General features: G+C 60.7%; 16 protein-coding genes. 7 read left to right on the forward strand and 9 right to left on the reverse strand.

Annotated features, from left to right (window positions below; genetic code table 11):
* Nucleotides 1-83: 83 nt before the first annotated feature.
* On the forward strand, nucleotides 84-1,439 hold the full coding sequence (yvcK, locus tag DXY03_RS05880; protein ID WP_115009962.1) for a gluconeogenesis factor YvcK family protein: 1,356 nt from the start codon (nucleotides 84-86) through the stop codon (nucleotides 1,437-1,439).
* Here yvcK and DXY03_RS05885 read toward each other — a convergent pair.
* From DXY03_RS05885 to DXY03_RS05895, 3 genes are read right to left on the reverse strand one after another with little or no spacing between them, the layout of a single operon-like run.
* Entirely contained in the window at nucleotides 1,433-1,999 is a 567-nt protein-coding gene (locus DXY03_RS05885; RefSeq protein WP_115009595.1) for an NAD(P)H-quinone oxidoreductase subunit J, read from the reverse strand. The two genes, yvcK and DXY03_RS05885, sit on opposite strands and share 7 nt — an antisense overlap.
* On the reverse strand, nucleotides 1,996-2,736 hold the full coding sequence (gene nuoB, locus DXY03_RS05890) for an NADH-quinone oxidoreductase subunit NuoB (protein WP_115009596.1): 741 nt from the start codon (nucleotides 2,734-2,736) through the stop codon (nucleotides 1,996-1,998). Before nuoB ends, DXY03_RS05885 begins: the two co-directional genes overlap by 4 nt.
* A gap of 2 nt (nucleotides 2,737-2,738) precedes the next feature.
* Nucleotides 2,739-3,101: an NAD(P)H-quinone oxidoreductase subunit 3 gene (locus DXY03_RS05895; RefSeq protein ID WP_038551549.1), complete on the reverse strand. Its 363-nt coding sequence runs from the start codon at nucleotides 3,099-3,101 to the stop codon at nucleotides 2,739-2,741.
* An 83-nt stretch (nucleotides 3,102-3,184) separates the two neighbouring features.
* Between DXY03_RS05895 and DXY03_RS05900 the strand changes: the two genes are divergently transcribed.
* The 6 genes from DXY03_RS05900 to DXY03_RS05925 all read left to right on the forward strand — a co-directional run bounded on the left by DXY03_RS05900 (nucleotide 3,185) and on the right by DXY03_RS05925 (nucleotide 5,397).
* The gene (locus DXY03_RS05900; protein WP_115009597.1) at nucleotides 3,185-3,583 is read left to right on the forward strand and encodes a rubredoxin; all 399 of its coding nucleotides are present in this window, start codon (nucleotides 3,185-3,187) and stop codon (nucleotides 3,581-3,583) included.
* Nucleotides 3,584-3,592: 9 nt separating this feature from the next.
* Nucleotides 3,593-4,594, forward strand: a complete 1,002-nt coding sequence (locus DXY03_RS05905) for a photosynthesis system II assembly factor Ycf48 (protein WP_115009598.1) — start codon at nucleotides 3,593-3,595, stop codon at nucleotides 4,592-4,594.
* A gap of 71 nt (nucleotides 4,595-4,665) precedes the next feature.
* On the forward strand, nucleotides 4,666-4,914 hold the full coding sequence (gene psbE / locus DXY03_RS05910; RefSeq protein ID WP_006850675.1) for a cytochrome b559 subunit alpha: 249 nt from the start codon (nucleotides 4,666-4,668) through the stop codon (nucleotides 4,912-4,914).
* 3 nt (nucleotides 4,915-4,917) lie between these two features.
* Complete coding sequence (psbF, locus tag DXY03_RS05915; RefSeq protein ID WP_006851435.1) at nucleotides 4,918-5,058, forward strand: cytochrome b559 subunit beta; 141 nt, start codon at nucleotides 4,918-4,920, stop codon at nucleotides 5,056-5,058.
* 8 nt (nucleotides 5,059-5,066) lie between these two features.
* Entirely contained in the window at nucleotides 5,067-5,186 is a 120-nt protein-coding gene (locus DXY03_RS05920) for a photosystem II reaction center protein L (protein ID WP_006852026.1), read from the forward strand.
* 10 nt (nucleotides 5,187-5,196) lie between these two features.
* Nucleotides 5,197-5,397: a photosystem II reaction center protein J gene (locus tag DXY03_RS05925; protein ID WP_011363231.1), complete on the forward strand. Its 201-nt coding sequence runs from the start codon at nucleotides 5,197-5,199 to the stop codon at nucleotides 5,395-5,397.
* A gap of 98 nt (nucleotides 5,398-5,495) precedes the next feature.
* On the opposite strand, the gene DXY03_RS05930 is transcribed toward DXY03_RS05925, so the two are convergent.
* The 6 genes from DXY03_RS05930 to DXY03_RS05955 all read right to left on the reverse strand — a co-directional run bounded on the left by DXY03_RS05930 (nucleotide 5,496) and on the right by DXY03_RS05955 (nucleotide 13,491).
* Nucleotides 5,496-6,530 carry an NAD-dependent epimerase/dehydratase family protein gene (locus tag DXY03_RS05930; RefSeq protein WP_115009599.1) on the reverse strand — a complete coding sequence of 345 codons (1,035 nt, stop codon included), beginning with the start codon at nucleotides 6,528-6,530 and terminating at the stop codon, nucleotides 5,496-5,498.
* Between the two features lie 43 nt (nucleotides 6,531-6,573).
* Nucleotides 6,574-8,025 (reverse strand): nucleotide sugar dehydrogenase, encoded by a 1,452-nt coding sequence (locus DXY03_RS05935; RefSeq protein WP_115009963.1) that lies wholly within the window; start codon nucleotides 8,023-8,025, stop codon nucleotides 6,574-6,576.
* Between the two features lie 58 nt (nucleotides 8,026-8,083).
* Entirely contained in the window at nucleotides 8,084-9,370 is a 1,287-nt protein-coding gene (gene hisS, locus DXY03_RS05940) for a histidine--tRNA ligase (protein WP_115009600.1), read from the reverse strand.
* Between the two features lie 47 nt (nucleotides 9,371-9,417).
* Nucleotides 9,418-10,359, reverse strand: coding sequence for a UDP-glucuronic acid decarboxylase family protein (locus tag DXY03_RS05945; protein ID WP_115009601.1), 942 nt, complete (start codon nucleotides 10,357-10,359; stop codon nucleotides 9,418-9,420).
* 82 nt (nucleotides 10,360-10,441) lie between these two features.
* A complete protein-coding gene (locus DXY03_RS05950) occupies nucleotides 10,442-12,328 on the reverse strand; it encodes a nucleoside-diphosphate sugar epimerase/dehydratase (RefSeq protein WP_115009602.1) in 1,887 nt (628 codons plus the stop codon).
* Nucleotides 12,325-13,491, reverse strand: coding sequence for a DegT/DnrJ/EryC1/StrS aminotransferase family protein (locus tag DXY03_RS05955; RefSeq protein WP_115009603.1), 1,167 nt, complete (start codon nucleotides 13,489-13,491; stop codon nucleotides 12,325-12,327). Before DXY03_RS05955 ends, DXY03_RS05950 begins: the two co-directional genes overlap by 4 nt.

The following is a 13,491-nucleotide window of genomic DNA, read 5'->3' on the forward strand; positions in this document are numbered from 1 at the left end:
ACAAGCTCCGTACAGTTCGGTGAACATGCTCATCAAGCCGTTCCTTGGCGCTGAAGCCTCCGACAAGCAAACGCCAAGCCCGGATGATGCGCAATCAGCGGCGACGGGATCTGATGACCCGCTCCCAACGGGCGGTTCGCTGGCTGCAGCCTGGCTTGGTGGTGAAGCGCTGGCTGCTCACCTCCGGCCTGGGCCTGTTGACGGCACTGCTGGGGGCCGCCGTCTGGGCCGATCTGAAGCCGATCTACTGGATCCTGGAAACCCTCAGCTGGCTGCTGAGCACCATCACCACCGTGCTGCCCCGCGAGATCACCGGACCCCTGGTGCTGCTAATCGGCAGCGGTCTTTTGCTATGGGGACAGAGCCGCAGCTTCGGCTCGATTCAGCAGGCTCTCGCCCCTGACAAGGACACCGTTCTGGTGGATGCCCTGCGGGCCAAAAGCCGCTTGAACCGGGGGCCCAACATCGTGGCCATCGGCGGAGGGACAGGCTTATCGACCCTGCTGAGCGGTCTGAAGCGATACAGCAGCCGCATCACCGCCATCGTCACCGTCGCTGACGACGGCGGAAGCAGTGGGGTGCTCCGGCGGGAACTGGGGGTGCTGCCCCCAGGTGACATCCGCAATTGTCTGGCAGCCCTTTCCACCGAAGAGCCACTGCTCACCCGCCTGTTCCAATACCGCTTTGCGGCCGGGAGCGGTCTGGAGGGGCACAGCTTCGGCAATCTTTTTCTCTCTGCCCTCTCAGCGATTACGGGCAATCTGGAAACCGCCATCACCGCATCAAGTCGTGTGCTGGCGGTGCAAGGTCAGGTGGTGCCCGCCACCAACGTGGATGTGCAGCTCTGGGCCGAACTTGAAAACGGCCAACGGATCGAAGGCGAGAGCAACATCGGCCACGCCCCCAGCCCCATTGTTCGCCTGGGCTGCAGTCCTGAACGACCACCGGCCCTGCCCCGGGCTCTCGAAGCGATCGCCAATGCCGACCTGATCGTGCTCGGACCGGGGAGCCTCTACACATCCCTGCTCCCCAATTTGCTGGTGCCGGAACTGGTGGGCGCCATCAAACGCAGCAAGGCCCCCATGCTCTACATCTGCAACCTGATGACACAACCAGGCGAGACCGATGGCCTGGATGTGCGAGGACACATCCGAGCGATCGAGGCACAGCTCGCCACTCTCGGCATTGAGCCCAGACTGTTCAATGCCGTCCTGGCCCAAGACGATCTGCCCGAGTCTGATCTGGTTCGCTATTACCAAAGCCGCGGCGCTGATCCCGTGCGTTGTGATGCGGAAGGGCTCCGCTCAGACGGCTACGACGTCACTCAGGCTCCACTGCAGGGAGTACGACCGACTGCAACACTGCGCCACGATTCCCGCAGACTTGCCCTTGCGGTAATGCGCTTCTACCGAACCCATCGACGCGAACGCGATCAATAGGCGTCCTGCATTTCATAAAAATCGGGCTGGACGTAGTCCTTGCGCAGCGGCCATCCCTTCCAGTCCTCCGGCATCAACAAGCGTTTGGGATGCGGATGCCCCTCGAATTGAATGCCGTACATGTCGAAGGTTTCACGCTCCTGCCAATCGGCGCCGCGGAACAGACCATAGATCGACGGCAGCGAGGGGGTGCCTTCTCGATTAAGAAAGACCTTGATCCTCACTTCCCGCAGCTTGGCTGAGGGATCTGCCGCCATGGCCTCCACCTGTTCCGCCATCGCCAGCAGGTGATAGAAGCAAACCAGTTGCTCTCCGGGGCCTTCGTCGTAGCCCCCTTGGCACTGGAGGTAGTCGAAACCGTTGCTCTTGAGCGCCGCAGCAATCATCGGGAGAACGTCAGCTTCAACACCGATCTGCTCAACACCGAGATGATCAGGCTCGAGGCTGTTGTGATCAAAGCCTTGTTTGTTCAGCCATTGGCTCACCGGACCAGGCTCGGGAGCAAGAACCGCACCCGCGTCATCCGAGGCGGCTGTCTTCTTGGAAGGGGTTTCGCTCATGACTCGACAGGTTCAGCAGCAGGGGTAAGCACGGCGGCATCGGTAGCCAGGGTCTGCCCTGCCGGCGCTGCAGCCAGGGCAGCCTTCTGAGATTCGGCCCGAAGGTAAGAACCGGTCACCACAGGTTCAACACGCTTCATCTGGTGGGAGACCATCATGTAGCGGTGGGTCTGCTGATGCTTACGCCGCTCCGCCAGCGACTCATCCCCAACTTTCTTGCGCAGCTTGATCACGGCATCAAAGATGGCTTCCGGGCGGGGCGGACAGCCGGGCAGATAAAGATCCACCGGAATTAACTTGTCGACGCTGCGCACTGCGGTGGTGGAATCAGCGCTGAACATGCCGCCGGTGATGGTGCAGGCACCCATGGCGATCACGTACTTCGGCTCGGGCATCTGCTCATACAGCCGCACCAGGGCGGGCGCCATTTTCATGGTGACCGTGCCGGCCACGATTAAAAGGTCGGCCTGACGCGGGGAACTGCGGGGTACCAGACCGAAGCGGTCAAAATCGAAACGAGATCCGAGCAGCGCGGCAAATTCAATGAAGCAGCAGGCTGTTCCATAAAGAAGAGGCCAGAGACTGCTCAAGCGAGCCCAGTTGTGCAGGTCATCCAGACTGGTGAGGATGACATTCTCGCTGAGATCGTTGGTGACCGTTGGGGCACCAATCGGACCGCAGCTGGCTTCGCGCAGATCGCGAACAGCAGCAATAGAGGGGGATGTGTTCTCAGGCATGACTAGCTCCACTCAAGGGCGCCTTTGCGCCAGGCGTAGGCCAAAGCCACCAGCAGGATGGCGATGAAGATCAAGGCCTCAATGAAGGCCAACAAGCCGAGACGGTTGAACGCCACAGCCCAGGGATAAAGGAACACGGTCTCGACATCGAAGATGACGAAGACCAGCGCAAACATGTAGTAGCGGATATTGAATTGAATCCAAGCCCCACCAATGGGCTCCATGCCGGATTCATAGGTGAGCTGGCGCTCACCGGCACGGCTTTTCGGCGCCACCAATTTGTTGGTGATCAGCGCCAGGGCCGGCACTGCAGCCGCAATCAGCAGAAACCCCAGAAAGGCGTCGTAGCCGGGCAGGGCAAACATGGAGGTCCCCGTAGACCGGGCCAGTCTGGCATTCACCGCCTGGAGTTGTCGTCGATAGAGTCGCTTGGCCCAGCAACACAGCGGTGAGCGACGAACAACAGTCCGTCCAGCCGGTCGAAGCCACCGAAGCGGTGGAACCAGCGGTTGAAACCGCTCCGGAGAGTGACCCACGGACCCACCGTTTCGAATGTCGCAGCTGCGGCTACGTCTATGACCCCGACGAAGGGGTCAAGAAAGTTGGGATTGAACCCGGCACAGCCTTCGAGGATCTCGACGCGCTGGCTTTCCGCTGCCCCGTCTGCCGCAGCAAAGTGGCCGCCTTCCGCGATATCGGCCCGCGGGCGAAAGCCAGTGGTTTCGACGAGAACCTCGATTTCGGCCTTGGGGTGAACCGGATGACGCCCGGGCAGAAGAATGTTCTGATCTTCGGCAGCCTTGCCCTCGGCTTCGCCTTTTTCCTGTCCCTTTATTCCCTGCGCTGAGGCCCAGCCATGAAACGTCTTTTGAACTCTTTAAGCCAGCTCCTGCTGGTGCTGGTGCTTGGGGTCAGCCTCAGCGGCTGCGTCACCACCCACGTGCCCACGGCCAGCACGAGCCCCTGGCAGGCCGAGGATCTCGACACCCAGGCCAACCCCCTGGATGTGGCCTTCACCGACAGCCGCCACGGCTATCTGGTGGGCAGCAACCGGATGATCCGGGAAACCAACGACGGGGGCGCCCATTGGAATGAGCGCAGCCTGGACTTACCCGACGAGGAGAACTTCCGCCTGATCAGCATCGATTTCGATGGCGATGAAGGCTGGATCGCAGGACAGCCAGGTCTGCTGATGCACAGCGACGACGGTGGCCAGAACTGGACTCGCCTGTTCCTCGACACCAAACTGCCCGGCGAGCCCTATCTGATCACTGCCCTGGGCAGCCATTCCGCAGAGTTGGCAACCAACGTGGGTGCGGTCTACGAGACCCACAACGACGGCAACAGCTGGGAAGCCAAGGTGACGGATGCGGCGGGTGCGGTCCGGGATCTTCGTCGCAGCAAGGACGGCAGCTACGTGAGCGTGAGCGGCCTCGGCAACTTCTACGCCACATGGGAACCGGGTGATTCCGTCTGGCAGGTTCACCAACGGGTGAGTAGCCAGCGGCTGCAGAGCATCGGCTTCCAGCCCGACGGCAATCTCTGGATGGTGGCCCGCGGGGCACAGATTCGCCTCAACGATGAGCCAGGCAACTTCGACAGCTGGAGCAAAGCCATCATCCCGATCACCAATGGCTATGGCTACATGGATCTGGCCTGGGATGACGACGGCGCCATCTGGGCCGGCGGTGGCAACGGCACCCTGCTGGTAAGCCGGGACGGAGGCGACAGCTGGGAGAACGACCCCGTGGGAGACCGTCAACCCAGCAACTTCACCCGCATGGTGTTCGACGGAGAGCACGCCTTTGTGCTGGGTGAGCGGGGCAATCTGCTCCGCTGGGTCGGCAACGCTGTGTAACTGAGGCTCTTCCTCAGCCCCGACTCACCAGAACCACCTCCTAAGATCATTTTCCTGATACGCCCAACGCCATGGCCGCCGGCTCAACAGGAGAACGTCCGTTCTTCGAAATCATCACGAGCATCCGTTACTGGGTGATCCACGCCGTGACACTTCCTTCCATCTTTTTGGCAGGCTTCCTGTTCGTGTCCACCGGCCTGGCCTATGACGCCTTCGGAACACCTCGACCCGATGCATACTTCCAGGCCTCGGAAAGCAAAGCACCCGTGGTGAGCCAGCGCTACGAGGGCAAATCTGAACTCGACATCCGTTTGAAATAAGCCATGACTCAAGCTCCTCCTGTCGCCACAACGCCACGCAACTATCCAATTTTCACGGTGCGTTGGCTTGCATTGCACACCCTCGGTATCCCGACGGTGTTTTTCCTTGGCGCCCTCGCCGCGATGCAGTTCATCCGCCGCTGATCTAAACCATGGAACGCAATCCCAATCCCAACAATCTGCCGGTTGAACTCAACCGCACCAGCCTGTACCTGGGTCTGCTGTTTGTCTTCGTGACCGGGGTGCTCATGTCCAGTTACTTCTTCAACTGAGGATTATTCGATGAGCGGAAAAAAATCCCCATATCCCGACGGTCGTATTCCCGATCGCAATCCTGATGGCACACCGGCTGTGCCCTGGAGAAGCCGCTGGACCGAAGGCGTTCTTCCCCTCTGGCTTGTGGCCACTGCAGGTGGCATGGCTGTTTTGTTCGTTGTGGGTCTGTTCTTTTATGGCTCCTACACCGGTGTTGGTTCCGCTTGATCGGAAGCCACTTACGAAATAAAAGCCCTCTGGTCTCTTTCCAGGGGGCTTTTTGATGCAACAACGCTGCGACGACGTTGCTGCCTAACGACAGGCGATCAGACGCCGTAAAAGGAGCGATACCAATCAGCAAAACGCTGGACGCCGCTTTCGATCGGCGTTGAGGGCTTGAAGCCCACCCACGCCTCCAGAGCTGCGGTATTGGCTGCAGTGGCCACCACATCGCCCGGCTGCATGGGCTGGAAATCCATAATGGCTTCGCAACCCAGAGCCTCCTCCATCACCTCGATGAAGCGCAGCAGAGGCGTGGGCTGGCTGTTGCCAATGTTGAACACCCGGTGCGGTGCCGCGGCCGTGGCGGGATCAGGAGCCAGGGGGTCGAACTCGGGGTTCGCGGTGGCGGATTTGTCGCAGCAGCGCAGCACCCCCTCCACGATGTCGTCGATATAGGTGAAGTCGCGCTGCATCTGGCCTTGGTTGAACACCCGGATCGGGTTCCCCGCCAGGATCGCTTTGGCGAACAACATCGGTGCCATGTCGGGCCGGCCCCAGGGGCCATACACGGTGAAAAAGCGCAGACCCGTGGCCGGCAGCCCATAGAGATGGCTGTAGGTGTGGGCCATCAATTCGTTGGCCTTCTTGCTGGCGGCATAGAGGCTCACCGGGTGATTCACCGGTTGGCGCTCATCGAAGGGCAGGTTGCGGTTGCCGCCATACACCGAGCTACTGGAGGCATACACCAGGTGTTCCACGCCGTTGTGGCGGCACCCCTCAAGGATGTGACCGAAGCCCACCAGGTTGCTCTGGATGTAGGCCGCAGGGTTCTCAAGCGAGTAGCGAACGCCTGCCTGGGCGGCGAGATTCACGACCACCCGGGGCCGTTCGGTCGCGAACAGCCCAAGCAACGCCTCAACCTCTTCCAGGCCAATCTGCTCAAAACGCCAGGCACCGGCAGGGGCCATGGCCGCGATCGCCGCGAGGCGCGCCTGCTTGAGGGCGGGGTCGTAATAGCTGTTGAGGTTGTCGATGCCGATCACGCGATCACCGCGCTGCAACAGCCGCTGGCAGAGAGCAGCCCCAATGAAACCGGCAGCACCGGTCACCAGAACCGGTCGGGAATGAATGGCAGTCATGGCAGATCAGCGAACGGTGGGAAGCAAACAGACGTGATGCGAATCAGCGCGTGATCGGGTCGCCACCATCCCCGACGCGCCACAACTGCAGCCCGGCGGTGGCGACGGCTGCAGGATCCACCACGGAACGGGCATCAAAGATCCAGGCGGGCTGACGCAGCAAGGGAGCCAGGGCCTGCCAATCGAGCTGGCGATACTGCTTCCACTCGGTGAGGATCAGCACCGCGTCAGCTCCCGACACGGTGGAGGCCACGTCGTCTGTTTTCCACCAGGTGCCCTCGCCGCTGAGAGCCGCCCTGGAAGGGCCGGCGTTGGGATCGGGAACCGCGCTGGCCTCCAGGTGCAGATCACGGGCGATCTGATCGGTCTCCACCTTGGGGTCGTGGATCGCGAGCTGAGCTCCCTCCTCCAACAGATCGCGGCAGATGCGGATCGCCGGCGCTTCGCGGGTGTCGTTGGTGTCGGCCTTGAAGGCAAAACCGAGCACAGCCAAGCGCTTGCCGGTCACGGTGCCGAACAATTTCTGCACCACGAGGCGCGAGATGCGGTGCTGCTGCCAGGTGTTGAGCGTCACCACGCTCTCCCAGTAATCGGCCACTTCTGGCAAGCCGAAATGGCGGCAGAGATACACCAGATTGAGGATGTCTTTCTGGAAGCAGCTACCGCCAAAACCAGGGCCGGCCTGCAGAAATTTGGGGCCGATGCGGCTGTCGGTGCCGATGGCCCGCGCCACCTCGCGCACATCAGCGCCAGTCGCCTCGCAGAAGGCGGCAATGGAATTGATCGAGCTGATGCGCTGGGCCAAAAAGGCATTGGCCGTGAGCTTGGAGAGCTCACTGCTCCAGAGGTTGGTGCGCAGGATCTTCTCCTGGGGCACCCAATGGGCGTACACCGCAGCCAGGGCATCAATGGCCGCCGCATCCTCCCCACCAATCAGCACCCGGTCAGGGCCTTCCAGATCGCTGATGGCAGTGCCTTCCGCCAGAAACTCCGGATTGGAAAGCACCGAAAAGGTGCGTCCGTCGCTGCCTTCCCCCTGGGCTGACGCCAGGATCTCCTTGATGGCCTGAGCGGTGCGCACCGGCAAGGTGCTCTTTTCCACCACGATCGTGTGGGCCGTCGCCACCTTGGCCACCTGGCGGGCACAGGCCTCCACCCAGCGCAAGTCACTGGCCTGGCCAGCCCCTAAGCCCTTGGTTTTGGTGGGCGTGTTCACGGAGATGAACACCATGTCGGCGGCGGCGATCGCCTCATCCACCGCCGTGGAGAAGCTGAGGTTGCGGCCACGGGCCCGCTCCACCACAGCATCCAAGCCGGGCTCATACACCGGCAGCTTGCTGAGATCGCTGTCGTTCCAAGCGGCGATGCGCTGCTCATTTAGGTCCACCACCGTGACGTGGAGGTCAGGGCAGCGGTCGGCAATCACGGCCATGGTCGGCCCGCCCACATAGCCGGCGCCGATACAGCAGATACTGCGCACAGAAGACAGTGTCATCGGCAGATCGAGCATGCCCAGAGCGGTCCTGCCAGGCTATCGGCAGTTTCTAAAGGGATTACCCCAAGGCCTCCAGCAAGGCAGGGATTGCATCAAGCGCCAAGGTCTGCTCGTCGGCTTCCGCGCGTAGCGACTTGAGGCGCACGCAGCCCTGCTCCGCCTCTTGATCGCCGATCACCAGGGCCCAAGGGGCACCGCAGCGGTCGGCGCGTTTGAACTGTTTGCCGAAGGCAGCTCCTGAGCCATCAAGCTCCACGGCAACACCGGCCTGCCTGAGGCTGCGGGCCAAGCCCAAAGCTGCGGCCTCAGCGGCCTCACCGCGATTCACCAGATAAACAGTGGGGGGCAGCTGAGCAGTGAGCCGGGCCGCTACACCATCGGGATCGGCTTTGGCGGCCGCCTCCAGCACAAGCAGCAGACGTTCCATGCCCAGAGCCCAGCCGATCGCCGGCGTTGGCGAGCCACCCAGCTGCTCCACGAGGCCGTCGTAACGGCCACCGCCACACACGGTGGCCTGGGCTCCGAGCTGGTCGCTGGTGATTTCAAAGGCGGTGTGACCGTAGTAATCGAGGCCACGCACCAAACGGGTGTTCACCTGGAAAGGAATCGCCAGCTGACGCAGCAAAGCCTGAACCTCAGCGAAGCGAGCGGCACTCTCCTCCGATAATGCCTCCAGCAGGGTGGGGGCATCGGCCAACAGCGCCTGGGTGGTTGGGTTCTTGCTGTCGAGGATGCGCAGGGGGTTGGTGGTGAGCCGCTCCTGAGAATCGGAATCGAGCTGATCCACCCGCTCCTCAAGCCAAGCCACCAGTTGGGCGCGATAACGCTGGCGGTCGTTTGGGGTGCCGAGGCTGTTGATCTCCAGCTCAAGCCCCTGGACCCCCAGGGCTGCCAACAGATCCCAGGCCAAGGCGATCACCTCCACATCACTGCGGGCACTGCTCACCCCCAGGCACTCCACCCCGATCTGGTGAAACTGGCGCTGGCGCCCCGCCTGGGGGCGCTCGTAGCGGAACATCGGCCCGCCATACCAGAGCTTCTGGGCTCCCTGGCTCAGCAAACCGTGCTGCACCGCCGCACGAACCACCGATGCGGTGCCTTCTGGCCGCAACGTGCAGGCGCGCTCGCCACGATCAAGGAAGGAATACATCTCCTTGCCCACCACGTCGGTGCCTTCGCCGATGCCCCGGGCAAACAGTTCGGTGACCTCCAGCAGGGGCGTGCGGATCTCCTCGATGCCAGCGCGGCGGAAATGCTCGCGGGCCACCGCCTCCACCGCCTGCCAGCGCCGGGTTTGTTCCGGCCGCAAATCCACCATGCCGCGCAGGCTCTGCAGCTGACTCACACCCTTCCCGCTTCAGTGGGGCCAGTCTGCCGTTCAACCGCGCAGCCTTAGCCCAGCAACTCCTGAAACCAGGCGATGGTGGGTTCGAGTCCCTGCTCAAGGCTCACCTGAGGCTGCCAGCCGAGTGCTCGTTGCGCCAAGACAATGTCGGGCTGACGTTGTCGGGGGTCATCAGCGGGAAGGGGCTTTTCTATGAGTGGCAGCTCCGGATTGATGCGGGCGCGCACCTGTTCAGCAAGCTGGCGAATGGTGAACTCATGGGGATTTCCCAGGTTGATGGGCCCGGTGGAGGTGCCATTCATCAAGCGGATCAAGCCCTCGACCAGATCGTCGACATAACAAAAGGAACGGCTCTGGCTGCCGTCGCCATAGAGGGTGATCGGCTCACCGCGCAGGGCCTGCACGATGAAATTGCTCACCACACGGCCGTCGTCGGCGAGCATGCGCGGACCGTAGGTGTTGAAGATGCGAGCGATGCGGATCTCGCTGCCATGCATGCGCTGGTAGTCGAAGCAGAGGGTTTCAGCGATGCGCTTGCCCTCGTCGTAACAAGCGCGGATGCCGATCGGATTCACACAGCCGCGGTAGCTCTCGAGCTGGGGGTGAACGTCAGGGTCGCCATACACCTCACTGGTGGAAGCCAGCAACAAGCGGGCCTTCACCCGGCGGGCCAAGCCGAGCATGTTGTAGGTGCCGAGGAAGCTGGTTTTGGCGGTTTTGACCGGATTGGTCTGGTAGTGAATCGGGGAGGCGGGACAGGCGAGGTGCCAGATGCGGTCGACTTCGAGCTTGATCGGTTCGGTGACGTCGTGGCGGATGAACTCAAAGCGGGGGTGATCCCACCACTGACGCACGTTGGCCTTGCGGCCGGTGAAGGTGTTGTCGAGGCAGAGCACCTCCTCACCGGCCTGCATCAATCGATCCACAAGATGGGAACCGAGAAAACCAGCTCCGCCTGTGACCAGGTTGCGCATCGGACCGGAAGGCATCAACAACTTCGGCGGATGGGCTGACGTTAAGCAGGGATCACCAACTGCGATAAGCCAAGCGGCCAATCAGATCACCCAATGCTCAAGAGCCTTTAAGCCTTTGCCACTCCGGAACCAAATCCGCCAAGAGAGCCAGCGCAGCGTCAACGTCGTGCGCCTCAATCGCTGTTGCCAAGACTTCCAATTGCGGCCAGAGCTCATAGGGTGCTATCGACCGTTCCTGAGCCCGATAAATCAAGGGATGGGCTGTGGGCTGGGATTCAGCCTCAATCAGCAGCTCTTCATAGAGCTTCTCGCCAGGGCGCAAGCCGGTGCAGATGATCTCGATATCCCCATCGGGATTGGCAGCATCACGCAGTGACAAACCACTTAGGCGCACCATCTGCTCAGCTAGTGCTTTGATTCGCACGGGTTCACCCATATCGAGCAGGAATACATCTCCACCCTGGGCGAGCACAGAAGATTGCAGGACCAAAGTGGCCGCCTCGGGGATGGTCATGAAATAACGAATGATCTCCGGGTGAGTGAGAGTGATCGGCCCACCTGCAGCGATCTGGCGGCGAAACAAGGGCACCACCGAACCTGAGGAACCGAGCACATTGCCAAAACGCACCATGGAGAAACGAGTGTTGCTGCCCTCAGCGGCATATGCCTGCACCACCAATTCAGCCAGACGCTTGGAAGCTCCCATCACATTGGTGGGACGCACAGCTTTGTCGGTGGAGATAAGAACCACCTGACCTACGCCGCTGGCAACTGCGGCACGGCATACCTGATCGGTGGAGCCCACGTTGTTGGCCAGACCCGCCAACGGATTGGCCTCCACAATGGGAACGTGTTTGTAAGCAGCGGCGTGGAACACCAACTCAACCGCCTGATCAGCAAACAAACGCTGCAGCAACGATCGGTCGGTGGCACTACCCAACACTGGCTGGAGCACCACTCCATGCCGCAATAGGGAACGGAGGTTCTGATCTATGGCATAGAGCGCGGGTTCACTGCACTCCAACAAGATCAGCCGCGCCGGCGACAACGCCAGAATCTGGCGGCAGAGCTCCGAACCAATAGAGCCACCAGCACCGGTGACGCAGACCACAGAACCGCTGATACCCGGCCCTATGAGCTTTGTAATGGCCGGCACCTCGTCACGACCGAGCAGATCTTCAATCGCGATTGGCCGCAAAGCATCGATGCGAGCGCGACCTGAAGTGAGGTCATCCACCGAAGGCACTTGCAATACGGGGATGCCACGACTCTGAAGCTGATCGACAATGCGCCGGCGATCCCCTCGAGACAGTGAGGGAATGGCCAGGAGCACCTGATCAATCGAGTCCTCCATTTCCATCAATTTATGGGGCGATTGAATGCCAACTCCGTTGATCGATCGGCTCCAATAGGCGGGATTGTCGTCAAGGAAGCTGACGATCCTGTGGTTACCCGCTAACCGCAGAGCAGCCGCCAATTGAGCACCTGCTTCTCCAGCCCCATAGATGGCGACACGCAATTGCTGCTTGTGCTGAGTGGAACGCAAACTGAGCAACACATCCCGCAAGGCGAAGCGCACAGCTCCAGTGAAAGCGGTTAGAAGCAACCACAACAGAATCCAACTGCTGCGGGGCGGCATCGACAGCTGAAGCATCAAACCAAGAGCGATCAGCAATAGCACTAGAAGGCCGTTGCGGCCTGCCAGGCGATAGAGAGCAGTACTACCTACGTAGCGAGTTAGACCCTTGTATTGCCCAGTGAATGCATAAAGAGTCAGGCCAATCAGGAGAATGCCCGGCACCAACCACCTGCCAGCGGCGATAAAGCTGGGATGGAACATATCTGCCAGGCGTAACCAGAAACTCAGCCATACCGCGAGGGGGAGAAGGAGAGCATCAAGCCCTATGAGCAGAACTCTGCGAAGGAGAGGGCTAAGGTTCATCAGCGGCTGAATCACCACAAAAGAAGCAGGAAACAACTTCATCGGCAGGCTCTTTGAACCACTGACTGCACAGCTTCGGCATATCCCGCCATCTGCTCAAGGGTGATGGTGGGGTGCACCAAGAACATCAGGCTGGTCTCACCAAGCTTCCGTGCCACAGGGAGTCGTTCAGTGGGAAACAGACCAGCATCTTGAAAACATCTCTCTAAATAAATCTCGCTGCAGCTACCGGAAAACGCGGGGTAGCCGAGTGCAGACACCTCCAAGAGGATGCGATCACGGCTCCAGCCATCTGCCAAAGCCTCAGGCTGCACAAAGGCATAAAACTTGTACCAAGCATGGGTGAGGTGTGCTGGTGGGAGGGGCACACGTACGGCCGGCATGTCACTAAGTGCTCCTGCAAGCAAGAGAGCATTACGAGTGCGAACGGCATTCCACTCAGGAAGACGCTTGAGCTGAATTCGTCCGATGGCGCTCTGTAGCTCAGTAAGGCGAAAATTGGAGCCGAAACGTTGATGCAGCCAGCGAAATCCCGGTAGGTGCTCCCGCCCAAAAACCGCTTCATATGTTTTGCCGTGATCTTTAAAAGACCACATCACGTCCCAGAGTTCAGAACGAGAGGTGCTCACCATGCCACCCTCGCCGGCAGTCGTCATGATTTTGTCCTGGCAGAAGCTCCAGGCAGCCACATCGCCAAAACTGCCAACTGATTGGCCATAGATACGAGCACCATGAGCCTGAGCACAGTCTTCGATCACAGCGATGCCGTGAGAACGGGCTAAGTCACAGATGGCCGGCATATCCGCGGGCCACCCACCCAGATGGACAACAGCGATGGCCTTAGTGCGTGATGTGATGAGTGGAGCAATAGTTGCAGCAGTAATGGCTCCAGAATCAGCATCAACATCAGCGAAAACCGGATTAGCACCGAGCAACACGGCACTAGAAGCTGTGGCAATGAAAGTCCGCGGCGTGGTGATGACTTCATCCCCTTTCCCCAAACCGATGGCTAAGTAAGCAGCAGAAAGAGCCAAGGAGCCATTGGCCAAGGCGATCGCGTGGTCAGTGCCGACCCACTCGGAGAACTCCTGCTCAAAAGCTTTGGTTTCCAAACCAGTCCACGCATTGACCTTGCCGGAGGCGAGCAATTGACTGGCAACGTTGATCTGATCGGCGTCGAAGTGGGGCCAGAGGGCGAGAGGCAC

This window comes from Synechococcus sp. N5 (genome assembly GCF_900473925.1).
Classification (GTDB): Bacteria; Cyanobacteriota; Cyanobacteriia; order PCC-6307; family Cyanobiaceae; genus Parasynechococcus.